General features: G+C 74.3%; 20 protein-coding genes and 1 pseudogene. 10 read left to right on the top strand and 11 right to left on the bottom strand.

Annotated features, from left to right (window positions below; genetic code table 11):
• Nucleotides 1–78: 78 nt before the first annotated feature.
• From ACYP53_RS23825 to ACYP53_RS23815, 3 genes are read right to left on the bottom strand one after another with little or no spacing between them, the layout of a single operon-like run.
• Nucleotides 79–567 (bottom strand): copper chaperone PCu(A)C, encoded by a 489-nt coding sequence (locus tag ACYP53_RS23825; protein WP_189920383.1) that lies wholly within the window; start codon nt 565–567, stop codon nt 79–81.
• On the bottom strand, nt 564–2,825 hold the full coding sequence (locus tag ACYP53_RS23820; protein WP_459648876.1) for a heavy metal translocating P-type ATPase: 2,262 nt from the start codon (nt 2,823–2,825) through the stop codon (nt 564–566). Before ACYP53_RS23820 ends, ACYP53_RS23825 begins: the two co-directional genes overlap by 4 nt.
• Nucleotides 2,822–3,013, bottom strand: coding sequence for a hypothetical protein (locus tag ACYP53_RS23815; protein WP_189920387.1), 192 nt, complete (start codon nt 3,011–3,013; stop codon nt 2,822–2,824). Before ACYP53_RS23815 ends, ACYP53_RS23820 begins: the two co-directional genes overlap by 4 nt.
• A 209-nt stretch (nt 3,014–3,222) precedes the next feature.
• On the opposite strand from ACYP53_RS23815, the gene ACYP53_RS23810 reads away from it, so the two are divergent.
• Nucleotides 3,223–3,768: a hypothetical protein gene (locus ACYP53_RS23810; RefSeq protein ID WP_459648875.1), complete on the top strand. Its 546-nt coding sequence runs from the start codon at nt 3,223–3,225 to the stop codon at nt 3,766–3,768.
• Nucleotides 3,769–3,813: 45 nt separating this feature from the next.
• Here ACYP53_RS23810 and ACYP53_RS23805 read toward each other — a convergent pair whose 3' ends face one another.
• From ACYP53_RS23805 to ACYP53_RS23795, 3 genes are all read right to left on the bottom strand, one after another.
• On the bottom strand, nt 3,814–4,221 hold the full coding sequence (locus ACYP53_RS23805; protein ID WP_459648874.1) for a PIN domain-containing protein: 408 nt from the start codon (nt 4,219–4,221) through the stop codon (nt 3,814–3,816).
• Between the two features lie 65 nt (nt 4,222–4,286).
• The gene (locus ACYP53_RS23800) at nt 4,287–4,700 is read right to left on the bottom strand and encodes a PPOX class F420-dependent oxidoreductase (protein ID WP_189920393.1); all 414 of its coding nucleotides are present in this window, start codon (nt 4,698–4,700) and stop codon (nt 4,287–4,289) included.
• 10 nt (nt 4,701–4,710) lie between these two features.
• Entirely contained in the window at nt 4,711–6,138 is a 1,428-nt protein-coding gene (locus ACYP53_RS23795; RefSeq protein WP_459648873.1) for a D-alanyl-D-alanine carboxypeptidase family protein, read from the bottom strand.
• Nucleotides 6,139–6,325: 187 nt separating this feature from the next.
• Here ACYP53_RS23795 and ACYP53_RS23790 point away from each other — a divergent pair, with 187 nt between their 5' ends.
• Nucleotides 6,326–6,523: a hypothetical protein gene (locus ACYP53_RS23790; RefSeq protein ID WP_189920395.1), complete on the top strand. Its 198-nt coding sequence runs from the start codon at nt 6,326–6,328 to the stop codon at nt 6,521–6,523.
• Nucleotides 6,524–6,559: 36 nt separating this feature from the next.
• Here the strand turns inward: ACYP53_RS23790 and ACYP53_RS23785 are convergent, their stop codons facing one another.
• Nucleotides 6,560–8,311: a S8 family peptidase gene (locus ACYP53_RS23785; RefSeq protein ID WP_189920461.1), complete on the bottom strand. Its 1,752-nt coding sequence runs from the start codon at nt 8,309–8,311 to the stop codon at nt 6,560–6,562.
• Nucleotides 8,312–8,694: 383 nt separating this feature from the next.
• Here ACYP53_RS23785 and ACYP53_RS23780 point away from each other — a divergent pair, with 383 nt between their 5' ends.
• A complete protein-coding gene (locus tag ACYP53_RS23780; RefSeq protein WP_459648872.1) occupies nt 8,695–9,726 on the top strand; it encodes a HEAT repeat domain-containing protein in 1,032 nt (343 codons plus the stop codon).
• Nucleotides 9,727–9,769: 43 nt separating this feature from the next.
• On the opposite strand, the gene ACYP53_RS23775 is transcribed toward ACYP53_RS23780, so the two are convergent.
• Nucleotides 9,770–10,537, bottom strand: a complete 768-nt coding sequence (locus ACYP53_RS23775) for a TetR/AcrR family transcriptional regulator (protein WP_459648871.1) — start codon at nt 10,535–10,537, stop codon at nt 9,770–9,772.
• An 81-nt stretch (nt 10,538–10,618) separates the two neighbouring features.
• Here ACYP53_RS23775 and ACYP53_RS23770 point away from each other — a divergent pair.
• The 5 genes and pseudogenes from ACYP53_RS23770 (at nt 10,619) to ACYP53_RS23750 (ending at nt 17,507) form a co-directional block, all read left to right on the top strand.
• A pseudogene (locus ACYP53_RS23770) lies at nt 10,619–11,469 on the top strand (siderophore-interacting protein).
• 460 nt (nt 11,470–11,929) lie between these two features.
• Nucleotides 11,930–15,382: a S8 family serine peptidase gene (locus tag ACYP53_RS23765; RefSeq protein ID WP_459648870.1), complete on the top strand. Its 3,453-nt coding sequence runs from the start codon at nt 11,930–11,932 to the stop codon at nt 15,380–15,382.
• A gap of 232 nt (nt 15,383–15,614) precedes the next feature.
• Nucleotides 15,615–16,580, top strand: coding sequence for an alpha/beta fold hydrolase (locus tag ACYP53_RS23760; protein ID WP_459648869.1), 966 nt, complete (start codon nt 15,615–15,617; stop codon nt 16,578–16,580).
• Nucleotides 16,581–16,653: 73 nt separating this feature from the next.
• A complete protein-coding gene (locus ACYP53_RS23755) occupies nt 16,654–16,890 on the top strand; it encodes a hypothetical protein (protein ID WP_459648868.1) in 237 nt (78 codons plus the stop codon).
• A gap of 134 nt (nt 16,891–17,024) precedes the next feature.
• Entirely contained in the window at nt 17,025–17,507 is a 483-nt protein-coding gene (locus ACYP53_RS23750) for a hypothetical protein (protein WP_459648867.1), read from the top strand.
• 76 nt (nt 17,508–17,583) lie between these two features.
• Here ACYP53_RS23750 and ACYP53_RS23745 read toward each other — a convergent pair whose 3' ends face one another.
• The 3 genes from ACYP53_RS23745 to ACYP53_RS23735 all read right to left on the bottom strand — a co-directional run bounded on the left by ACYP53_RS23745 (nt 17,584) and on the right by ACYP53_RS23735 (nt 20,852).
• Nucleotides 17,584–19,056 carry a vWA domain-containing protein gene (locus tag ACYP53_RS23745; RefSeq protein ID WP_459648866.1) on the bottom strand — a complete coding sequence of 491 codons (1,473 nt, stop codon included), beginning with the start codon at nt 19,054–19,056 and terminating at the stop codon, nt 17,584–17,586.
• Entirely contained in the window at nt 19,053–19,940 is an 888-nt protein-coding gene (locus tag ACYP53_RS23740) for an AAA family ATPase (protein WP_189920411.1), read from the bottom strand. The genes ACYP53_RS23745 and ACYP53_RS23740 overlap by 4 nt, the downstream gene beginning before the upstream one ends.
• Before the next feature lie 243 nt (nt 19,941–20,183).
• Nucleotides 20,184–20,852, bottom strand: a complete 669-nt coding sequence (locus ACYP53_RS23735) for a Tat pathway signal sequence domain protein (RefSeq protein ID WP_459648865.1) — start codon at nt 20,850–20,852, stop codon at nt 20,184–20,186.
• A gap of 479 nt (nt 20,853–21,331) precedes the next feature.
• Between ACYP53_RS23735 and ACYP53_RS23730 the strand changes: the two genes are divergently transcribed.
• Nucleotides 21,332–22,105, top strand: coding sequence for a TetR/AcrR family transcriptional regulator (locus ACYP53_RS23730; protein WP_459648864.1), 774 nt, complete (start codon nt 21,332–21,334; stop codon nt 22,103–22,105).
• Nucleotides 22,106–22,245: 140 nt separating this feature from the next.
• Entirely contained in the window at nt 22,246–22,899 is a 654-nt protein-coding gene (locus tag ACYP53_RS23725) for a DUF6230 family protein (protein ID WP_189920418.1), read from the top strand.

The raw sequence follows: 22,899 nt of genomic DNA, 5'->3' as shown, positions 1-22,899 counted from the left end.
ACCCCGCCACCGGTCGTCGCCACCTACGGCGGGGCGATGACCGGCCGGGGCGGCGCAGGCCTGAGCGGGTGGGGCCGGTCAGCGGGGGCGGGTGGCTGGGGTGAGGACTTGGGCGGTGAGGTGGAGGTCGGGGCTGTGGCGGAAGGTGAGGGTGAACCGCACCTGCTGGCCGGGGTGGAGGGGTGGCGGGTCGGCGATCATCAGGTCGGCGTCCTCCGGGGTCATCGCGAGTTCGCCGCGGCCCGGGACGGGCAGGGCGGGGACCGGTTGCCAGCGGCCCGCGGCGCCCTGGTGGAGGTGCCGTTTCAGGGTGATCTGGCCGCCGAACTCCCAGCTGGCGCCGGTCAGTTCGTCGGGTATGTCGCCGGGGTTGCGGATCGTGAAGAAGGCCGCGGTGGCGGTGGCCGCGCCCGTCGTCGGCAGCAGTACCCAGCCGGGGCCGGCCTCCACCGGGCGGGAGCGGCCCGCCCCGCCGAACGCCGTCCAGCCGGACAGCAGGACCAGGGCCAGCGCCGCCGCGCCGACCGGCGGGCCGACGACCTTCAGCCGTTCGAAGGGGCCGTTCACCGCCGGGCCCCCTTCCCGCGGGCCGAACCGCCCCGGCCCGGTTGCCAGGTGCGCAGCCGCAGGCTGTTGCCCACCACGAGCAGTGAGCTGAGGGACATCGCGATGGCCGCCAGCATCGGGTTGAGCAGTCCGACCGCCGCCAGCGGGATCAGCACCAGGTTGTAGCCGAAGGCCCACAGCAGGTTGGCCCGGATGGTGGCGAGGGTCTGCCGGGCCAGCCGGACGGCGTCCACCACGGCCTCGATGTCGCCGCGCACCAGGGTCAGCCCGGCCGCGCCGATCGCGGCGTCGCTGCCCGAGGCCAGCGCCACGCCCAGGTCGGCGGAGGCCAGGGCGACCGCGTCGTTGACGCCGTCGCCGACCACGGCCACCGTCCGTCCGACGGCGCGCAGTTCGGCCACCACCTCGGCCTTGCGCTCGGGCGAGGCCGAGGCGTGCACCCGCTCGATGCCCAGCTCGGCCGCCACGGCCCGGGCGGCGCCCTGGCCGTCCCCGGTCAGCAGGACGGTCTCCAGCCCCATTCCGCGCAGCCGGTGCAGCGCCCGCCAGCTGCCCGAGCGCAGGGTGTCGCCGACCGCGAGGACGGCCGCCGGGCGCCCGTCCAGTTCGACCAGGACGGCCGTCCGGCCCGCGTCGCCGGCCGCCTCGACGGCCTCGGCCAGCGCCGGGGGCAGCGGGGTGCCGTCCGGGCGGACCACCCGGACCGCCCGGCCCTCGACCGTGCCGGACACCCCGAGCCCGGTGGTGGCGGCGAAGCCGTCCACGGGCGGCAGGGCGCCGCAGCGTTCCCGTGCCGCCGCCGCGACGGCCCGGCCGATCGGGTGCTCGGAGCGGTGCTCGACCGCGCCGGCCAGCCGCAGCACGCGCTCCTCCGGGCCGTCGGTGTCGCCGTCGGCCGTGGTGACCGCCGTGAGCTCCATCCGGCCGGTGGTCAGCGTCCCGGTCTTGTCCATCACCACGGTGTCCACCCGGCGCAGGCTCTCCAGCACCTCCGGGCCGCGCACCAGCACGCCCAGCTCCGCGCCCCGCCCGGTCGCCGCCAGCAGCGCCGTCGGCGTGGCCAGGCCCAGCGCGCACGGGCAGGCCACCACCAGCACCGCGACGGCCGCCGTGACCGCCGCCTGCGGGGCCGCGCCCGCGCCCAGCCAGAAGCCCAGCACGGAGGCCGCGACCGTCAGCACGCAGGGCACGAACACCCCGGCCACCGCGTCCGCCAGCCGCTGCGCCCGCGCCTTGCCGGCCTGGGCGTCCGCGACCAGGGCGGTGATCCGGGCCAGTTGGGTGTCCGCGCCGACGGCCGTGGCCCGGACCACCAGTGCGCCGCCGACGTTCACCGTCGCGCCCGCCACCCGGTCCCCGGGGCCCACCTCGACCGGCACGCTCTCACCGGTGAGCAGGCTCAGGTCGAGCGCCGAACCGCCCTCGACCACCACCCCGTCGGTGGCCACCCGTTCGCCCGGCCGGACCACGAACTCCTGGCCGGGCAGCAGCAGTTCGATCGGTACCAGGCGTTCCTCGCCGTCCGCCCCGCGCAGGCAGACCCGCTTGGCGCCCAGCTCGGCCAGCGCCCGCAGCGCGGACCCGCTGCGCCGGCGCACCCGGCCCTCCAGCAGCCGTCCGGCCAGCACGAACAGCGGCACCCCGACCGCCGCCTCCAGGTAGACGTGGGCCGCGCCGCCGCCGTCGGCGGTCAGCGAGAACGGCATCCGCATGCCCGGATCCCCGGCCCCGCCGAACACCAGCGCGTACGCCGACCAGCCGAAGGAGGCCAGGACCCCCAGGCTGACCAGGGTGTCCATGGTGGCCGCGGCGTGCCGCAGCCCCTGCCAGGCCCGCCGGTGGAAGGCGGCCGAACCCCAGGTCACCACCGGGACGGCCAGCGCGAAGCAGACCCACTGCCACGCGGTGAACTGCAGCGAGGGCACCATGGAGAGCACCAGCACCGGGACGGCCAGCAGGGCGGTGACCAGCAGCCGCCACCGCTCGTCCGGCTCCTCCTCCGCCGCCCCGACCGGCACCCCCTCGGGCGCCAACTCGGCGGTGTAGCCCGCCCGTTCGACGGCCGCCACGAGGTCGGCGACCGGCACCCCGGCCGGGTGCAGCACCCGGGCCCGGCCGGTCGCCAGGTTCACCCCGGCCGTCACCCCGTCGATCCTGCCCAGCCGCTTCTCCACCCGGCCCACGCAGGCCGCACAGGTCATCCCGCCGACCGCCAGGTCGGTGGAGAGCAGGGCCTCGGCCCCCGCGACGGCGCTCATCGCATCCCGCCCATGCCGTGCCCGTCCATCCCGGGTGACGCCCCGCCCCCGTCGGCCGGCCGCAGCCCGGGCGCCACCGGCCCCACCTGCCGGCCCACCCCGTAGGCCACCACGAACACCACCACCAGCAGCAGGGCGAACCCCGCCAGCACACTCGACGGCCGGACACCCGGCGATTTCGCACTCACCCCCCACCAGTCGGACGGGCACCCGGATCGGTTCCCGTACGGTCGGAAATCGGTGGGAGGACGCGGCGGACGAGGCCGGCCGGCGGATCGGGCCCGTGCGGCGCGGTGGCGGTCCACGGTCTCCCGCTGCCCGGGCAGGGAAGCGCCGCGGGCCGACGTCCTACCGGTTGGTATGTTGACCTCCGCAACGAGGCAGGGTGGGGGATCTGGTGGTACGACGAAACGGGCGCCGCGGTGCCGGGGTGCTGTGGGCACGGGCCGCGGCCGGCCTGGCGGTCCTGGGCGGAGCCGGCTGGCTGCTGGCACGGGCGGTGGCCCCGTCCGACGGGTCCGCGGAGGCGTGGACGGGGCGGGGGGCCGGAAGTCTCGCCGCCTCGGTGCTGGGCGCGGTCGCGGTCGGGGCCTGGATGGCCGCGGCCGGTGCGCTCGGGATCGCGCTGGTCATCGGGGCGGTCGACACGCTGCGGGGCTGGTGGCGGGCCGGCCGCCGGTCGGGCATGAGTGCCGGGTCCCTGCTGGCGGTGGGCGTGGCCGGCGTGGCGGTCCTGGCGTGGGTGCACACGCTGCTGACGGACACCGTCCCGGAAGGCTCCGTCGAGCTGCGGTCCCACCCGGGCGCCGCGGGGTTCATGTCGTTCTCGTACGGGCCCGATCTGCTCCTGATCGCGCTGATGGTCGCGGCGGTGGGCCTCGTCCAGGGCTGCCGGCGTGCCGGCCGCCGGCCGAGCGACCGGGAGCCGGACGCCCGCGCGTGAACCGGCGCGCGGTGAGGGCCACGGCCGTCCACCCCGCGGGCGCGGCTACGGCCGTACGCTCCGGGGACCGGTCACTGCGGCGCCCAACTCGCTGACGCGGGAGCGCAGTTCACGGTCGGCGGTGACCACCAGGCAGCTCCGGCCGGGGTGTTCGGCGCGGGCGGCCCGGACCAGCTCCACGATCCGGTCGTCCCCGCTGCCGCTCGCCTCGACCACCCGCACCTCGGGCAGCCCGGTGACGCCCCGGGCCGCGCCCTCCACCACCAGGACGACCTCCAGCGGTCCGGGGTGCTCGGGCAGGCCGCGCCCGGCGACGGCGACCAGCGCGTCCCGCAGCCGCTCGGCGGCGCCGCGCCGGTCCCGCCACCAGCCGTCGGGCACCGACCCGACCACGTTCGCGCCGTCCACGACCAGCAGGGTCGGGGTGTCCTCGTTCTCTTCCACGGTCGCCAAGCCTGCCACCATCCTGGCCGTGCCTGTCACCGAGGGCTGAACCGCGGTCGGTCCGCCGGCGTGAGTCAGTCCGCCAGCGTGATCCGGATGCCGACGGTGCCGCGCTCGCCGCGCCGCAGCCGGCTGCCGAGCAGGGTGAGCACACCGACCAGGCCGTACTTCTGGCGCAGCAGCGTCCGGTAGGCGGCGGTGCGCTCGGGGCCGAGGACCTCGGCGGTCGCCGGGTACTGCTCGCCGGCCGGCCGGCCCTTGACGTCGCACGGGCCGACCAGCACGTCGGCGCGGTTGCGGATCCGCTTGACCTTCCAGGAGTCCGCGACGGTCCAGACGCCGAGCGCCTCCCCGTCACGGACCACCCACACCGGGGTCGGCACCGTCGTGCCGTCCTTCTTGTAGGTGGTGACGAGCAGGTAGCTGCCGGAGGAGAGCCGGACGATCCTGGCGAGACGGTCGGCGGCGGCGGGGTCGGGCGTGGTCATGGCCGGAATTCTAGAGGGGACCGGAGGCGGCTCGGGACCGGCGGGTGCGGGCGGAGCGCAGGGCCGCGCGGGCGCGGCGGGCCAGGTGGCGCCGGCCGCGGCCGCCGAGGCCGGTGGCGCCGCCGAGGGCGGTTGCGCCGCCGCGGTAGGCGGCAGCACCATGTCCGGCCGGGGATCCGGCGACGGCCGGAGCGGGCACGGGGGCGGTGCGGCGCCGGGCCACCGTACGGGCGGCGGCCAGGGCGGTGAGGGCGCTGCCGAGGACGGCGGCCGTCCAGACGGCGGGGGCGAGGCCCGGGCCGCCGCTGAGGACGGGCGGGCGGGACCACGGCGGCAGCTGGGAGTCGGCCGCGGCCTCGGCGGCCGTGGCGGCCTGCCCGGTGGCCGCGCCGGTGGCGGGCCCGGCGGCGGGTCCGGTGGCCGCGCCGGCGGCCGGGGCGGCGGTGTCCGCGACCAGTTGCCCGACCGGTTGGACCTTCCCGGCGGCCGCGAAGCCCCAGTCGAGCAGGCTCGCCGCCTCGTCGTACACCTTGCCCTGCGCCTCCGGGTGCATCACCGTGACCAGCAGGGTGCGGCCGCCCCGCTCGGCGGCGCCGGTGAAGGTGGCGCCGGCGTTGGTGGTGTAGCCGTTCTTGACGCCGATCAGGCCCGGGTACTTGCCGAGCAGCCGGTCGGTGTTGGCGATGTCGAAGCTGGTGCGCTGGCCGGTCAGCTTGTCCAGCCCGCCCGGGAAGTGCGCGGTACGGGTGGCGCAGTAGGAGCGGAAGTCGGCGTTGCGCAGGCCGGCGCGGGCGAACAGGGTGAGGTCGTAGGCGGAGGAGACCTGACCGTCCATGTCGTAGCCGTCGGGGGAGAGCACCCGGGTGTCGTTCGCCTGCAGGGTCCGGGCGCGGGCCTGCATCTCGGTGACGGTCTGCTGGAGGCCGCCGTTCATGTGGGCGAGGACGTGCACGGCGTCGTTGCCGGAGCTGAGGAAGACGCCCCGCCACAGGTCCTCGACCCGGTACGGCAGGTTCTCCTTGACACCGACCAGGCTGCTGCCGGCGCCGAGGTTGGCGAGCTCGGCCGGGGTGACCTGGTGCTCCTGCGCGCGGTCGAACTTGGGCAGCACCGTGTCGGCGAACAGCATCTTGAGCGTGCTGGCGGGCGGCATCGGCTGGTGGGCGTTGCGGGCGGCCAGCACCTCGCCGGTCGCGGCGTCGGCGACCAGCCAGGAACGCCCGGTCAGTTCGGGCGGCAGGGCGGGCGCCCCGCTCAGCGGCGCGACCTGGACGTCCGGGCGGCCGAGCCGCTCCCCGCCGACGACCCCGGCGGCGTCCTGCGCGAGGGCGGCGAGGGCGGTCGAGGCGCCGACGGCGAGCACCAGCGCGGAGGCGGCGGCACCGGCCGCGGCCCTGGTCACGTACGGCGACTTCTGGGATATGCGCGTGGGAGGCACACGGCGAACGTAACCCGGGTCACCGCCGCGCCGCCGTGCCTGCTGCTCCGTCCGGAGCCCACGAGGGCCGGGCGCGGCGGACAGGGCGGCGCGGCGGGCGGGGTTCTACGGGTGTGCGACTTTGGTGGTGCCCGGCCGCGCCGAAAGTCGGATGACCGGCCGGTGACGGGTTCCTAGGCTCACGGGTATGAAGACCTTGCTCGGCTACCTCGGTTTCACGCTGATCCTCGGCGGCGCCTCCGGCCTGCTGTCCGGTTGGCTCGGGGGATTCCGGCTGTTCGGCTTCGTCCGCTTCCTGGTGCCGGAGGGTCACGAGACGGCCGGGTACGCCGCGCTGCTGGTGCTGGGCGTCCTGCTGGCGATCCCCGCCGCCCGCCGGGGGTAGCCCGGCGGGCGACGGGGAGGAGCAGGGCTGGAAGGCTCAGAAGGTGAGGTTCCAGGAGTCGATGGTGCCGGTGTCACCCGAGGCGCCGTCCTTCACCCGGAGCTTCCAGGTGCCGTTCGCCGCGCTGGCGGCGGCGTTGACGGTGTACGTCTTGGCGACGTCGTCGGCGCTGTCGTTGTCGGCGAAGTCCTCCAGGAGGTAGACCGTGCCGTCGGGGGCGACGAGGGAGAGGACCAGGTCACCGCGGTAGGTGTGCTTGATGTCCACACCGACCTTGAGCGTGGCGGGCGCGTTGCCGGTGACCCCGGTGACGGTGAGCGCGCTCTCCACCGTGGTGTTGTCGGGGATCGCCACGTCGGCGGTGTTCTCGAAGTACTTCCCGGCGGGCGGGGTGCTGCCGCCGACGGCCTTCAGCGCGTCGACCTGGCCCTCGCCGAAGAAGCCGTTGTTGGCGGTGGTGCCGGTGCAGCGGCTGTCGGAGGCGGGGCAGGCCAGGTCGTTGGCCTGGCTCGCCAGCCGGGCCCGGATGTCGGCCGGGGTGAGCGACGGGTCGGCGCTCGCGATCAGCGCGGCCACCCCGGTGACGTGCGGGGAGGCCATCGAGGTGCCGCTCTTGGTGCCGTACTTGCCGCCGGGCAGGGTCGAGTAGACGCCGGTGGCGCCGTCCCCGCCGGGCGCCGCCACGTCGATGACGCCCCGGCCGAAGTTGGAGTAGGAGGCCTTGCCGCTGCCGCTGCCCGTGGCGGCGACGGTCACCACTCCGGGGAGTTCGGTGGGGATGTCGAGGCAGGCGTTGCTGATGGTCCGGGTGACCTTGGTGGAGTCGTTCGGACTCTCGCTGTCGGTGGTCTTGTTCGCCAGGTCGTAGTTCGAGTTGCCGGCCGCCGCGACCTGCAGCGAGCCCTTGCCCTCGGCGTACTCCTGGGCGCGCTTGACGCCCTCGATGATGGCCGCCTGGTCGAGGTCGTTCGGGCAGTTGAACTGCCAGGGGTCGGTGTAGTAGCTGTTGTTGGTGACCTTGAAGCCGTGGTCGCCGGCCCAGACGAAGCCGCAGACGGTGTTCTCGGCGTAGAACAGGGTGCTCGTCGGCTCGGCGATCCGGACCGAGGCGATCTTCACGCCCGGGGCGACGCCGATGACTCCCTTGCCGTTCTTGGCGGCCGCGATGGTGCCGGCCACGTGGGTGCCGTGGGTGTCCACGTCCCGCCAGGCGCCGCTGCGGGTGTCGGCCTTGCCGTACGCGCAGGAGGCCGAGTCGGCGGCGTCGAAGTTGGGCGCGAGGTCCTGGTGCTGGTCGTCCACGCCGGTGTCGAGCACGCCGACCTTGACGGACGGGGAGCCGGTGGTGACGTTCCAGGCCTGGTCGGCCTTGATCTGGGTCATGTCCCAGCGGTTGGACTCGGTGAGCGTGGTGGCCGACTGGGCCGGGTTGGCGGGCAGCGCCGGGTTGTAGGCGTCGGCCGGCACATCCGAGGTGCGGGTCGCGCCGACCTGCTGGATGCCGGCGACGGTCCGCAGCGCGGCGGCGAAGCCGGCGGCGGTCGAGTGGGCGACGATGACGCCGATCGGGTCGTAACTCGCGAAGACCGTACCGCCCTTGGCCGCGACGGCGGTCTTGGCGGCGGCGACGTCAGCGGGTGCGCTGATCACCAGGTAGGCGCGGGTGCCGGCGGCCCAGCCGGCCGCGGTGCCCGCGACGGCGGGGGCCTGGACGGCGGCGGGCGCCGCGACGGCGCCGGGGACGGCCGGGGTGGTGGCCGCGAACGCGGCGGGGGTGGCGAGCGCCATGGCCGAGAGCACGGCGAGGGCTGCGGCCGGGCGGCCGAGCCGCCGGGATATCAGGGGTGACACGTGTCCTCCGATTCGGCCCGCGCGTGAGGGGGATCGCACGGGAATTGAAGGAAACATGCCAGATGGGGGAGGTCTTGGGGAAGACTTTACGCCTGATGACTTTTCACGGAAACGTTACGTTTTCATGTCGCGGGCACCGCAACCCCGGTCGGACGGAAAACGCCTTGGACGCCGGCGTTCCCGCTGGGACGATCCCGGGGTGACCGACCACCGTGACGCCGCCCTCCGTCTCTGGGGGCGCCAACTGTACGAGCGGCAGGCCGAACCGCTCACCTGGGCGGCGGCGGTCCTGCGGGCCGCCGGCCGCTGTCGCGGCGGCGATGGACGGCCGGCTCGACGCCCTGGCCGACGACCCGTCCGACCACGCCCGGCTACTGTTCCGTACGGTCGCCAAGCTGGCGGCGAACCTCTGCGACGACGGCCGCTACGACGCCGACGTCGGCACCCGGATCGGCCCGCTGGCGCTGCGGCTGGCCGTGTCCGAGCCGGCCCTCGCCGGCCCGCTCGGGGACGCGCTCGGCCACCCGCCGGACGGGCCGGCCTCCCTGGTCGCCGTCCACGCCGCCGAGCTGCGGGGGAGCCGGGCCGTCAGACTGCGGGCGATCGACGCGCTGCTGGAGTGGCTCGAACTCGGCCATCCGCGGGCGCGGGCCGCTCTGCGCGAGGTGGCCGCCGACCACCGGACGCAGGACGTCACGGTGTGGACCAAGGCGCTCAACCGGATCGCCCTGTTCGGCGACGAGGGCCTGGCGCCGGGGCTGCTGCGCGCGGTCGCCGACACCGGGCACCGCGGGGTGCGGTGGTCGGCGCTCGCCTGCGCCGAACTCGGCTTCCACCGGGCGGCTCCGCTGGTGACGGCCCTGCTGGAACACCCGGACCCGATGGTCCGCGAGGGCGCCTGCGAGGCACTCGGCCTCCTCGGGGAACGGGCCGCCGTGCCCGCCCTGGCGGCCCGGCTGGACGACGAGGTTTCCTGGGTGGGCAGTGCCGCCGCCCACGCCCTCGGCGAGATTGGCGGCGACCGGGCGCTCGCCGCGCTCTGGCGGGCGATGACGGAGCGCCGGAACCCGAAGGCCGGTCATCTCGCCGCCGCGATCGCCGCCTTCGGCCCGCCGGTGGTGGACGGGCTCATCGGCCTCACCGCCGACCCCGACCCGGACCTGCGGGCGCTGGCCTGCCGTGCTCTCGGCGCCACAGCCGACGAACGCGCGTTGCCGGTGCTGGAGCGCCTCGTCGGCGCCGACCTCACCAGGACGAGTCTCGGCGGCCTGGTGGCGACCGCGGCCAAGCAGGGGCTGCGCACCGCCCACCGGATGCGGGCACGCGCGGCGGCCGACCGGTGCGACGGGTGACGGTGCCGGGCGGGTGAGGGGTCCGCCCGCGCCCGGGGGAGGGTCAGCGGGCCGCCGCGATGCCGTCGAGCAGGATGGCGAGGCCGGTGCGGAAGGCTTCTCGGTGGCTGTCCTCGGGGGCGGAGCCGGGGGTGTCGGCGGGGGTGCTCTGCAGGCCGGTGAGGAGGGGGAAGCGGTCGGCGAAGTCCGGTGCCAGTTCGGCGAGTCGGGTGGACCGGGCGATCCACCAGTCCTCGTCGGTGACCCCGGTGGCGGCCGCCGCGGCGCGGGTCTCGGCGGTGGCGGCGGCGAGGCCGCGGACGAACTGCCAGAGGGCGGCGACCGCCCCGCGCAGCCGCCGCGGCGGCAGGCCGGCGGGCTGAAGGGCGCGCAGCAGGGTTTCCATCGCGGCGAGTTCGGCGGGGCCGAGGACCGGGCGGGCCTGGGAGACCTGGAGCACCCAGGGGTGGCGCAGGTAGCAGGCGTGCAGTTCCTCGGCCCAGACGGTGACGGCCTCCCGCCAGTCGTCCGCGGACGGGGGGCCGGCCGGGAGCTCGGCGAGGGCCCGGTCGTGCATCAGGTCGAGGAGTTCGGCCTTTCCGGGCACGTACGTGTAGAGCGCCATCGCGGTGCGGCCGAGTCGTTCGCCCACGGCGCGCATGGAGAGCGCGGCCATGCCCTCGGCGTCGGCCACCGCGATTCCGGCGGACACGATCGCGTCCACACTCAGGCCCGGTTTGGGGCCGCTGCGTCCGGTGCGCGGTTGCTCGGGCGCGCCCCACAGCAGGGCGAGCGAGCGGTGGGCGTCGCCCTGCCCGGCGTAGACGGTCATCCAGCATCTCCTTATGGCGTAAAGTATCGCCTCCGCGGCAACTCTTTATGCCGTAAGGTTACCAACCGAAGGGGTTTCGTGATGACATTGCCCGTCACCTTCGTCGACGTCGTCGAGGTCCGCCGGATCACGCCGCGCACCGCCCGGATCACCTTCGCGGCCGAGGAACTCGCCGACACCGTCGGCACCACCCCCGACCAGCAGCTCAAGCTCTGCTTCCCCCGCCCCGGGCAGGCCGAGCCGGTACTGCCCGCGCCGCAGGACGACCCGATGGGCTGGTACCGGGCCTACCTGGCGATCCCGGAGGCCGAGCGCCCCCTGATGCGCAGCTTCACGCTGCGCCGCCGGCGCCCCGGCACCCGGCTGGTCGAGATCGACTTCGTGCTGCACGGCGACACCGGGCCGGCCGCCGCCTGGGCGCTGCGCGCGGCGCCGGGGCAGCGGCTCGGCATGGTCGGCCCGTCCGCGCTGTACGCCCCGCCGGTCCCGTTCGCCGAGGCCGCGGCGGCCGCCGACTGGGTGCTGCTGGCCGGGGACGAGACCGCGCTGCCCGCGCTCGCGACGCTGGTCGGGGCGCTGCCCGCCGGGGTCCGGGCGCTCGCGTACGTCGAGGTCGCGGACGCGGCCGAGTGGCAGCCGCTGGAGAGCCGCGCCGACCTCGCCGTGCACTGGCTGCACCGGGACGGCGCCGCCCGGGAGCCGTGCTGGCCGGGGCCGTCCGGGCCGCCGAGCTGCCGGCCGGCACGCCGTACGCCTGGCTGGCGGGGGAGGCGGGCGCGGTCCGGGCGCTGCGCCGCCACCTGGTGGAGGAGTGCGGGGTGCCGAAGCCGTCCGTCGACTTCACCGGGTACTGGCGCCACCGGCTGACCCAGGACGACGCGCCCACCGCCGAGGACCTGGCGGACGCTCAGGAGCGGCTGGCCGGGTCCTGATTCCTCGCGGCGGCCGGCGCGCGCCGGGCCGGCCGCCGCGCCCCGGTGTCCGCGCGCCGGTTTCCGATGCCGGTTTCCCGCGTCGGTTCCCGCGCCGGTTTCCCCGCGGCGCGGCGGGGAAGGGATTGTCGGCAGGGGCAGGGAATGTCGCGGTGTCGACAAGTGGTCGCCCGGTGGCGAGGGTTCGCCACTGTCCAGAGTCCGCCACCGGAATCCCCGGTACGGGGGTGTTCGGGGCCGCGCAGGGCCGATCGGCTGAAAGATGTGGATTCGGCCCGATTTCCGCCGTGAATTTTACTGAACGATGGTCAACTTTACTTTCTGATGGGGATTTACCCCCTTGTCGTGATCGTGTCCAGCTGCGTTGGATTGCGTCATCCATTCATCTGACGAAAGGATGTCCATGATCGGCTGGCGGAAAGCCCAGCTCACCGTTGGCGTCACAGTCACCGCCGCGTCCATGATCCTGAGCCTCGGGACCATCGCCGACGCGGCACCGGCCCCGGACCCGCAGAACGCCCCGACGGCGTCCGCGGACGGGACCCCGGTGCCCGTGATCGTGATCCTGAAGGACCAGATAGCGGACGCCCCGGCTGACCACGGTCACCTGGGAGCCCGCCAGCAGAAGGCCGCCAGCTCGCAGGCGCCGCTGCTGAACCGGGTGAAGGCCAACGGCGGTACGAACGTCAAGTCCTTCGTGGTCGGCAACGCCTTCTCGGCCACGGTCAGCCCCGCCCTGCGCGCCCAGCTGCAGGCGGACCCGGCCGTCTCCTCCGTGGTGGCGGACACCCAGGTCCAGGTCGCCCCGGCGGCCGCCGGCGCGGCGAAGAAGGCCGCCAAGGACGCCGCCGCCGCGGACGCGGCCGGTGCGAAGGCGCCCAAGGCCGCCGCGGCACCGCAGGCCGTTACGGGCAGCAACGGTCAGGGCGCCGAGGAGAACGCGACCAACACGGTCTGCCCCTCCGACCCGAGCAAGCCGCTGCTGGAGCCCGAGGGCCTCTACTCGACCCGGGCCTACACCGGCAACGGCAAACCCGGCGTGGAGAACCTGGCCACCGGCAAGGGCGTCAAGGTCGCCTACATCGCGGACGGCCTCGACCCGAACAACCCGGACTTCATCCGGGCCGACGGCTCGCACGCCGTGGTCGACTACCAGGACTTCGCGGGTGACGGCTGGGACGCTCCGACCGGCGCGGCGGAGGCCTTCGGCGACGCCTCGGCGGTCATCGCCCAGGGCCGCCAGGTCTACGACGTCTCGCAGTTCGTCAACGCCTCGCACCCGCTGCCGGCCGGCTGCAACATCCGCATCCGCGGCCTCGCCCCGGACGCCGACCTGGTCGCCCTGAAGGCCGGCGGCGAGCTGATGTCCAACTCGTCGATCCTGCAGTCGATCGACTACGCGGTGCGGGTCGCCCACGTGGACGTGCTCAACGAGTCCTTCGGCGGCAACGTCACCCCGGACAGCGGCGCGCACGACACCATCTCGCTCTTCAACGAGCAGGCCGTCAAGGCCGGTGTCACCGTCGCCGTCTCCTCCGGCGACGCCGGCATCAGCGGCACCGTGGGCACGCCGTCCACCGATCCGTCCGTGATCTCGGTCGGTGCCTCCACCGACAACCAGAACTACCAGCAGACCGGTTACGCGGCCGCCCAGTTCTCCAACAAGACCTGGAGCAACAGCCGGATCTCCGCGCTCTCCTCCGGCGGCTTCACCCAGGCCGGCCGTACGGTCGACCTGGTCGCCCCGGGCGAGTCGGACTGGGCGCTCTGCACCCCCGACACCGCCAAGTACCAGGACTGCACGGGCTTCAACGGCAAGCCCTCGCCGATCCAGCCCTTCGGCGGCACCAGCCAGTCGGCCCCGTTCGTCACCGGCGCCGCGGCCCTGGTCATCCAGGCCTACCGCGACACCCACGGCGGCGACTCGCCCAAGCCGGCGCTGGTGAAGAAGTTCCTCACCGGCACCGCCACCGACCTCGGCATTCCGGCCGAGGAGCAGGGCGCCGGCCTGCTGAACGTCCGCGCCGCCGTCGAGGCCGCCCGCGGCTACGACGACGGGGACGGCACCCCGGGCGCCAACACCGTGGTGGTCAACACCGGCCAGGTCGACATCGCCGGCGCCCCCGGCTCGACCCACACCACCGACGTGTCCGTCACCAACACCAGTGACGAGCCCCAGACGGTGAGCGCCGCGACCCGCGGTTTCGTCCCGCAGGCGAGCAACCGGCAGACCGTCCAGCTGGACTCCTCCTCGACGGACACCTTCAAGTACGCCACCAACGGCACGGACTGGGTGCAGAAGCAGGTCAAGTTCACCGTCCCGGCCGGTGCCGACCGCCTCGCGGCCTCGATCGCCTGGCACGGCGCGCCGAACCCGGTCACCAACGGCCCGGTGGTCCGCATGACGCTGCTCGACCCGTCGGGCCGCTTCGAGACCAACACCCGTCCGCAGGGCGGCGCCACCCCGGCCGACTTCGGCCTGGTGGACGTCCCGCACCCGGTGGCCGGCGAGTGGACCGCGATCCTCTACACCCCGGCGGGCAAGAACGGCTTCACCGGCCCGGTCCAGCTCGGCACCGCCACCCAGCGGGCCGTTCCGGCCGGCGGCGTGAGCCCGAGCACCACCGAGCTGAAGCCCGGTCAGACCAAGACCCTCAAGGTCCAGCTGACCACCCCGGCGACCAGCGGTGACTCCAGCGAGGCGATCACCGTCTCCAGCTCCAACGGCAACACCACCAGTGTCCCGGTCACGCTGCGCAGCCTCGTCCCGGTCAACCAGGGCAAGGGCACCTTCACCGGCACCATCACCGGTGGCAACGGCCGCAGCGCCTCGCCGACGCAGAGCTTCACCTACGGCTTCGACGTCCCGAAGGGCCAGAAGGACCTGCGGGTCGGCGTCACCGTCGGCAAGGACTCCAACCTGCTCATGCAGGGCGCGCTGATCAGCCCGAACGGCACCCCGATCGACATCGAGGGCAACGGGCAGTTCGACGCCCAGGGCACCCTGACCGGCACCGCGCCCGGCGTCTCGGCCACCACCGTCAACCCGGCCGCCGGCCACTGGCGGTTCGTCCTGAACGTGCTCGGCCCGGTCAGCGGCGAGCAGCTCGCCCAGGACTTCGCCGGCACCGTCGCGTTCAACCAGAACCAGGCCACCGCGGCCGGGCTGCCGAACGACGCGCGCACCAAGCTGGCGGCCGGCAAGCCGGTCACCGTCCAGGTGAACTACACCAACAACACCGTCGCCGCCCAGAAGATCTCGGCCGACGGCCGGCTGGACCGCCGGGTGGACCTGCCGCTGGTGCCGCAGGGCGCCTCGGCCTCCGTCAACCTGCCGCTGAGCCTCAGCTCCACGGTGCCGTCCTTCCTGGTGCCGCCGGGCACCGACCAGCTCAAGGCCGTGGCGGCGTCCAGCACGCCGGCGCAGATCGAGCTGAGCGCCACCACCGGCTCGCCGGACCTGTTCGGCGACCTGAAGAAGGCCCAGAACGGCTCGACCATCTCGGTCGTCACCGACAACGGCACCGCCGAGCAGCCGGTCGTCCCGGGCAACTGGAGCACCTTCGTGCAGCAGATCGGCCCGTTCGGCAACGGCGGCGCCCCGACCGGCACCTCCACCATCACGGCCACCGCGCACACCCAGGCCTTCGACCCGGCGCTGACCTCCAGCACCGGTGACCCGTACGCCGCCGCGGTGAACGCCTCGGCCCAGGCCGCCGGTCCGGTGGCCGTCGCGCCGGGCGCCACCGGCTCGCTGCAGGTCACGCTGACCCCGACCGGCCCGAAGGGCAGCACGGTCAAGGGCGTGCTGTACCTGGTGTCCGGCCCGACCGGGGTGGCCACCGCCAACAACGCCCTGAACACCACCGGTGCGGTGCTCGCGGCGATCCCCTACAGCTACACGGTGAACTGACGCCACGTCGGATCAGCTCCCAAGGCCGAGGCCGTCCCGGATTCCGGGGCGGCCTCGGCTGCTTGTCCAGGTGTCCAACTTCTCCAGTTCTCCAGTTCTCCGGGGCCGCGGGGTGCCGGCCCAGCCTTGCCAGGTGCATGGCGATGGGTGTATTCCGAAACTGCCGGGATTCCCGGCGGGCCGGCCCGGGCAGGGGTCGGGCAGGAGCTACGAAGCGATCAGGGAGCCGGAGTTGAACGACGCCGTCAAGCACAGCGAGATCGAGGTGAACGGGGTGCGGTTGCACCTCGCGGAGCAGGGCGAGGGGCCGCTGGTCCTGCTGCTGCACGGTTTCCCGGAGAGCTGGTACTCCTGGCGGCACCAGTTCGGGCCGCTCGCCGAGGCCGGCTACCGGGTGGTGGCACCCGACCAGCGCGGGTACGCCCGCAGCGAGCAGCCCGAGTCCGTGGACGCGTACAGCCTGCTGCACCTGGTCGGCGACGTGACGGCGCTGATCGGCGCGCTCGGCGCGGACCGGGCCGTGGTGATCGGCCACGACTGGGGCGCCCCCGTCGCCTGGGCCACCGCGGCACTGCGGCCCGACCTGGTCCGCGGGGTCGCCGGCCTGAGCGTGCCGCCGCTCCCGTCCGGGCCGACGCCGCTGGCGCAGTCCAGGGAGAAGTTCGGCGAGGGCTTCTACCAGATCTACTTCCAGGAGCCGGGCCGGGCCGACGCCGAACTCGCGGCCGACCCCAAGTCCACGTTCCGGCGCATCCTCGGCGGCACCCACCCCGACGGGGAGCCGCGGGCATGGGTCGTCCCCGAGGGCATGAAGCTGCTGGACACCATCCCCGAGCCGGCGCGGCTGCCCGCCTGGCTCACCGAGGCCGACGTCGACGCCTTCGCGGCCGACTACGCCCGGCACGGCGAACGCGCCTTCACCGGGGGCCTCAACTGGTACCGCAACATCGACCGCAACAACGAGCTGATGGCCGCGTTCGCCGGCCGCCGGATCGAGGCGCCCGCACTGTACGTGGCCGGCGAGCAGGACCTGGTCAACGCGATGGTCCCGCGCGACGTGATGACCTACCTGCTGCAGCAGGTGACGCCCCGGCTGCACCGCCACCTCCGGCTCCCGGAGACCGGCCACTGGACACAGCAGGAGCGGCCGGCGGAGGTCAACGAGGCGCTCCTGGACTTCCTGCGCTCGCTGGACTGACACCGGGCCCGCCCCCGGGCGGCCGGACCTCCGGCCGCCCGGGGACGGGGGTGGTCAGCCGGTGGAGAGGGCGGTGCCGGGGACGGTGACCCATCCGGTCCGCCGGCGAGGGCGCGGGGTACCCGGACCAGGCGACTACCGGTTCGACCTGAAGAAGGAATACAACTTCGACACGGACAAGCCGCCGATCGACGTGTGGGGCATCCCGGCCGACGTGAAGATGCTGGCCCTGGCCCCGAGCCAGGGGTACGCCCGTGACTTCACCGTCCAGGGGAGCACCAACGGGCACATCGACTCCACCACCGGTTGATCACCGGAACCGGACCGGGGTACCGTCCCGCGGGGCCTCCCCGAGGGACGGTACCCGCCCGTGAAAGGACAGTGATGCGAGTACGGAACGCAGCGCGACCGCACGGCCGTGGCGGATCGCGGCGCGCGGTCGCGGTGGCCGCGAACGTGGCCGTCGCCGTCGCCCTGGCGGCCGGCTGCTCGGCGGCGGACCCGGACCCGAGGGCGTACCCCGGTTCCCCGAAGGGGCAGACCCTCGAGGCGGTCACCAAGGCGTTCGGGCTGGACCTGCCCGCCTGCGAACTCAAGGGCGTCGGGTTCTCCGGGAGCTCCAAGTACCCCGAGGAGCGCCTCAGTCTGAGCTTCCGCGCGTCCAAGGAGTGCGTGGACGGCTACCTCTCCACCCACCAGGCCGACCCGGCCGATCCCCTCCACTGGACTCCGGGACAGGGGAACAGGATCGGGTTCGACACACCCGAGACGCAGCGCTTCGGCTGGTCCTTCGACCGGGCCGTGACCTACGACCTCTTCGTGGACTTCACGACGTCCACCGGCAGCCGCTTCAGCGTGGTCGCCGGTCCGGGGCAGACGGAGCGGACGGTGTACCTGGAGTCCCATTTCCTCGGCGGATCCTCCTGACCCGGTTCCGTACGTACGGCCGGTGCCTCCTGACCGTTCTCCGGTCGGGAGGCACCGGCCTTTCGGGTGCGGGGCCTCAGACCGGCAGCAGGCGGGTGATCAGTTCGCCGAGGCGGCGGGCGTTGCGGCAGGGGTGCATCTCGACGACGGCCGCGTAGGCGAGGGCGGCGGAGTCGCCGGTGGTCCAGAGCGAGGGCTGCTCGGGGTTGAGCCAGAAGACCCGGCGGGCCCGGCCGGCGATCCGGCGCAGGGCGTCGACGTTGGGGTCGCGGTGGTTGTTGCGGGCGTCGCCGAGGACCAGGACGCAGGTGCGGGGGCCGACGGCGTCGAGGTGGTGGTCGGCGAAGCCGCCGAGCGCGGACCCGTAGTCGCTGTTGCCGTGGTAGCCGGTGACCTTGGCCCCGGTGAGGATCCGGGCGGCCAGCCGGGCCGGGTCGTCGCCGGAGCGGAGCAGGTCGGTGACCTCGGCGGTGCGGTTGACGAAGGCGAACACCCGTACCTTGCTGAACTGTTCGCTCATCGCCTGGACCAGCAGCATGGTGAAGTCGGCGAAGCCCGCGACCGAGCCGGAGACGTCGCACAGCAGGACGAGTTCCGGCCGGGCCGGGCGGCGCAGCCGGTAGGCGGGGCGCAGCGGTACGCCGCCGGTGGTGAGGGAGCGGCGCAGGGTGCGGCGCAGGTCGATGTGGCCGCGGGCGGCGCGGCGGCGGCGGGCGGCCAGCCGGGTGGCCAGCTTGCGGGCCAACGGGTGGACGGTGCGGCGCAGTTCGGCGAGCTGGTCGCGGCCGGCGTAGAGGAAGTCGATCCGGTCGGCGGTCGGGGCGACGGCGCGTTCGGCGATCCGCTCGGGGCCGCGGAGTTCGGCGACCCGGCGGCGGGCCTCGGTGGTGACCAGGGCGCGGAAGTCCCGGATGCGGCGGCGGACCTCGTCGGCGAGGACGAGGTCGGAGAGGTCGGTCGGGGCGCCGGGCCGGCGCAGGGCGGTGAGGATCCGGGCGAGCAGCGTCTCGGGGGAGAGCCGGCCGAGCGCCTGCTGGGCGGACCAGCCGTCGGAGCCGGGGGTGCCGCCGGCGCCGTACCGGCCGAAGGCCTCCATGACCTCGCCGGCCAGCCGGGCCTGGGCGGCGCGATCGTCGGCGGCGAGGGCGGCGGCGAGCCGGTCGCGCAGGTCGTCGCGGAGCGGGTCGGGGCGGCCGAAGCGCGGGGGTTCGGGGTCCTCGGGGACGGGCGGCGGGTCGGCGCGGACGGCCTCGGGGGTGCCGACGCCGAGCGGGAAGAACAGGTCGAAGGTGGCGTCGAAGACGGCCCGTTGCCCGTCGGAGCGCAGCAGGGCGGCGGCCAGGCCGGCCCGGATCCGCTCGCGGTAGGTGAAGCCGAGGACGTCCAGGACGGCGGCGGCGTCGACGGTCTCGGCGGGGCCGATCCGCAGGCCGTGGCCGCGCAGGGCGCGGACCAGGCCGGTGAGGCGGGCCGCGGTGTCGGCGGTGACCGGCTCGCCGGCGGTGACCGGTGCGGCGGCCGCTCCGGTGTGCCGCGGTGCGGTGGTCACGCGGGGGTGAGCTTCTGGGCGGCCTTGCGGATGTCGTCCTGGTGCTTGAGCACGACCCCCAGGGTGTCCCGGACGACCGCCTCGTCGAGGGTGTCCGCGCCGAGGGCCAGCAGGGTGCGGGCCCAGTCGATGGTCTCGGCGACGGACGGCGCCTTGCGCAGCTCCATGGCGCGCAGGGCGCCGACGATCCGGACCAGCGACTCGGCCAGGGTGTCGTCCAGCCCCGGCACCTTGAGGCGGACGATCCGGCGCTCCAACTCGGCGTCCGGGTAGTCGAGGTGGAGGAAGAGGCAGCGGCGGCGCAGGGCCTCGGAGAGCTCCCGGGTGGCGTTGGAGGTGAGCAGGACGAAGGGGCGGCGGGTGGCGGTGATGGTGCCGAGCTCGGGGACGGTGACCTGGAAGTCGCTGAGCACCTCCAGGAGCAGCGCCTCCACCTCGACGTCGGCCTTGTCCATCTCGTCGATCAGCAGCACGGTCGGCTCCTCGCCCCGGATGGCGGTGAGCAGCGGCCGGGTGAGCAGGAACTCCTCGCCGAAGATGTCGCCGCGGGCCTCCTCCCAGCCCTCGTCGCGGCCGGCGGTGATCCGGAGCAGCTGCTTGGCGTGGTTCCACTCGTAGAGGGCGCGGGCCTCGTCGATGCCCTCGTAGCACTGCAGCCGTACCAGCCGGGCCTGCCCGAGGGCGGCCAGGGCCTTGGCGAGCTCGGTCTTGCCGACCCCGGCCGGGCCTTCGACCAGCAGTGGCTTGCCGAGCCGGTCGGCGAGGAAGACGGTGGTGGCGACGGCGGTGGAGGCCAGGTATCCGGTGGCGGCGAGCCGGTCGGCGGCGTCCGTGACGGAGTCGAAGAAGCCCGTGCCGTTCGCCGTGGTGCCGTCGCTGCCCATGTGCCCCGCCCCGTTCCGGTTCGCCGTCTCCGTGCGGCGCCACCCTACCGGCCGGTCACTTCGGTGTCTCGGGGCTCCTGACGTCCTGTTGTCCCGCTGCCCCACGCGGGCACGGCCGGGCGGCGTACGGCGTGGTGCCGGTGCCGTACGCCGCCGTGGTCGGGGTGGTGCTGCTCGTCGGCCGGCGGTGCTCACCGTCGGCCGACGAGGGCGGGGGCCGTCAGTCGACGGCGGTGCCGGCCGTCAGTTGACGAAGAGGACCGGGCTGCCGGCGACCGAGGTGTCGGTCACCGGGCCGTAGGTGGCGCTGAAGTAGCCCGTCGAGAAGCACAGGCCGGGGCCGGAGGCCAGGGCGAACGGCTGCCCGGAGAAGCCGATGGTGTTGCCGGTGTTCGAGGTGGTTCCGTTGATCCCGGTGGAGTTCTGGTAGTTGCAGGTGACGCTGCCCAGGATGGTGCTGAGCACCACGGTGGTGCCCATCACGCCGGCCGCGCCGGGGGTGAGCTTGACCGGGTTGCCGGGGGCGTCGCTGACCGTGTTGGTGAACGGCAGGCTGGTGACGGTGACGCTCTTGACCCCGGTGACGCCGAGGACGTTGGAGGTGCAGGAGCCGAAGGTCTGGGTGTTGAGCTGCTCGACGGCGCTGCCCGGTGCGGCCGGGTTGGCGGTGACGGTCGCCGAGAAGGAGGAGGCGGCGCACTTGATGCCGCTCGTCCCGGTGGCGCTGTTGTAGAAGGTCGCGTAGGTGCCGGAGACCAGGTTGGCGGCCAGGACGTCGCCGACGGCGACGGCGGGGCCGGACGGGCTGCCGGTGATGAGTACGGCGGTGGCGGCCTCGGCGGGTGCCACGGCCGCGCCGGTGAGGGCGAGCGCGGTGAGGGCGGCGGTGGCGAGGGTGCGGCGGATGCGCATGAGGGTACCTCTCTCCGTCCGGGGGACGGGTGGGGGGATTCCCGGCGTGCGGGTGTGGTGGTGTGCACGGCGGGGGAGGTGCATGGCGTACCGGGGGCTCCGGCGGGGCCGCGGTGCGGGCGGGCCCGGCGCCACGGGCCCGCTCGTGCGGTACGGCGGTGTGCGGACGTACGCGAGGGGACGTCCGGTGGTGCGGACGTGCGAGGGCGGACGTCCGGTGGTGCGAGGTGCGGGTGGTGCGCCTCGCGTACGTACGGCGGTGCGCGGCACAACGGCACTGGACAGTGGGGGTGCACGTCGGCGGCTGCCACCGCCGCGGGCCCGCGCCCGCCGAGGTCCCGTGGTCCGGGCGGTTCGCCCGGGCCGTGGCGCCCCTGGAGGTCCGTCCGGTGGGGTTCTGTTCGCCCACCGATTGGAAACCTGTCAGTGTTGTAAACCCGGTGTTCCGTCAATGTCAATACAGGACACAGGAGTTGGTGATGGATCGGAACCACCGCCGGAGTGCCGACGTGGTCCTGCTGCCCGGTGCGCGGACCGGCCGCGATCCCGCCCGGTCGATCAAGCCCGGCCCGCGCCGGCAGCCCGCGGGCGTGGTCGCCGCGACCCAGCGCGAGCGGCTGCTGGACGGGCTGGTCCAGACCGTCGCCGAACGCGGCTACCAGCACGCCACGGTGAGCGACATCTGCCGGGCGGCGGGCGTGACCAGGCCGGTCTTCTACGAGCTGTTCAGCGGGAAGGAGGACGCCTTCCTGGCCGCGCACCGCTACGGCACCGGGGTGGTGATCCGGCGGATGGCGGCGGCCTTCGCGGCCGAATCCGACTGGTGCCACGGGATCCGGGGCTCGCTCGGCGCGATGCTCCAACTGCTGGCGGGGACACCCGCGTTCGCCACCATGGCGGTGATCGAGATCGAGGCGGTCGGCCCGGCCGGGCGGCGGGAGCGCGACCAACTCCTCACCAGGTTCCGGGTGTTCTTCGCCGAGGTGCCCCAACTACCGGGCGGCGTCGCGGTGCAAGAGATGGTGGACGCCGTGGTGGGCGGCGTCTACAGCGCGGTCTACCGCCGGGTCGACTCCGGTCGGACCGAACAACTGCCGGATCTGCTGCCGGTGTTGAGCATGTTCTGCCTGGCGCCGTTCCTCGGGCCGGACGGGGCCGCGGCCCGGCTGCGCGAGGTGCCTGACCGGCCCCGGGCCGGGATCGGTGAAGATCCTTCGTGCACCCGTATTGACCCGGCCAATACCGAGCAGTAGCTTCCCAGTTACTCACCGCGCTCCGACCCGACCCGCCCCGCTGCCGAGGGGCGGGCCGGTCCGGTCGGTGCGCGGAACGCTGTCCGCGCCAGGTCAACGTGCCAGTGCCTGCACACCCATTCCACCCACAGGGAGCACACATGGCCATGTCCGAGGACGCCGCCGCCGCGGCCGGGACCCCACAGCCGGCCGGGCCGAGAAGAGGCCGGGTCCGGTTGAAGCGCACCGCCCTGATGGCCGTGCCCGCCATCGCGGCCGGGGGCGTCCTGATGGCGCTCACCGCCCAGGGCGTGCTCGCCGCGCAGTTCTCCATCTCCGGTATGCCGTTCACCATCACCGCCGACAAACTGGACGGCAAGGGCTTCGCGCAGTTCGGCTCGCTGGACTCGATGATCCCCGACAGCCCCAACGCGGGCGACACCGGCGGCCAGGTGCTGGTCGCGGTGTCGGCGATCAAGAGCGCCGAGATCACCAACCTCTGCCAGAGCGTCGACCTCGGCGGCATCAACCTGGTGATCCACGCGGGCGACAACGGCACCCCCGTCAGCGCCACCAACCTCACCACCGACTCCGATCTGCTGTCCGGTGACGCGGAGTTCACCAACATCGAGATCGGCGGCGACGCCAGCACGTACACCAAGGCCGGACCGGTCGGCAAGGGCAACCCGGGCGTCTTCGGCCAGCAGGCCGACACCGTCCAGATAACCCACCTGAAGCAGCACAACTACGCGAGCACCGCCGTCGGGTTCAAACTGCCCAACCTGCGGCTGAGCTTCAGCTCCCAGGGCTGCTGA

It is taken from the genome of Kitasatospora sp. Ki12 (assembly GCF_054601375.1).
This window is presented reverse-complemented; position numbering and strand designations above follow the sequence as displayed.

What these genes read in the sequence shown, in the direction of transcription:
- ACYP53_RS23800 (WP_189920393.1), bottom strand. Translation starts at nt 4,700, where the DNA reads ATGACCACGCCCGACCCCGCCGCCGCCGACCGTCTCGCCAGGATCGTC.
- ACYP53_RS23765 (WP_459648870.1), top strand. Translation starts at nt 11,930, where the DNA reads ATGATCCTGAGCCTCGGGACCATCGCCGACGCGGCACCGGCCCCGGAC.
- ACYP53_RS23820 (WP_459648876.1), bottom strand. Translation starts at nt 2,825, where the DNA reads ATGAGCGCCGTCGCGGGGGCCGAGGCCCTGCTCTCCACCGACCTGGCG.
- ACYP53_RS23775 (WP_459648871.1), bottom strand. Translation starts at nt 10,537, where the DNA reads ATGACCGTCTACGCCGGGCAGGGCGACGCCCACCGCTCGCTCGCCCTG.
- ACYP53_RS23780 (WP_459648872.1), top strand. Translation starts at nt 8,695, where the DNA reads ATGGACGGCCGGCTCGACGCCCTGGCCGACGACCCGTCCGACCACGCC.
- ACYP53_RS23785 (WP_189920461.1), bottom strand. Translation starts at nt 8,311, where the DNA reads ATGGCGCTCGCCACCCCCGCCGCGTTCGCGGCCACCACCCCGGCCGTC.
- ACYP53_RS23790 (WP_189920395.1), top strand. Translation starts at nt 6,326, where the DNA reads ATGAAGACCTTGCTCGGCTACCTCGGTTTCACGCTGATCCTCGGCGGC.
- ACYP53_RS23730 (WP_459648864.1), top strand. Translation starts at nt 21,332, where the DNA reads ATGGATCGGAACCACCGCCGGAGTGCCGACGTGGTCCTGCTGCCCGGT.
- ACYP53_RS23740 (WP_189920411.1), bottom strand. Translation starts at nt 19,940, where the DNA reads ATGGGCAGCGACGGCACCACGGCGAACGGCACGGGCTTCTTCGACTCC.
- ACYP53_RS23725 (WP_189920418.1), top strand. Translation starts at nt 22,246, where the DNA reads ATGGCCATGTCCGAGGACGCCGCCGCCGCGGCCGGGACCCCACAGCCG.
- ACYP53_RS23735 (WP_459648865.1), bottom strand. Translation starts at nt 20,852, where the DNA reads ATGCGCATCCGCCGCACCCTCGCCACCGCCGCCCTCACCGCGCTCGCC.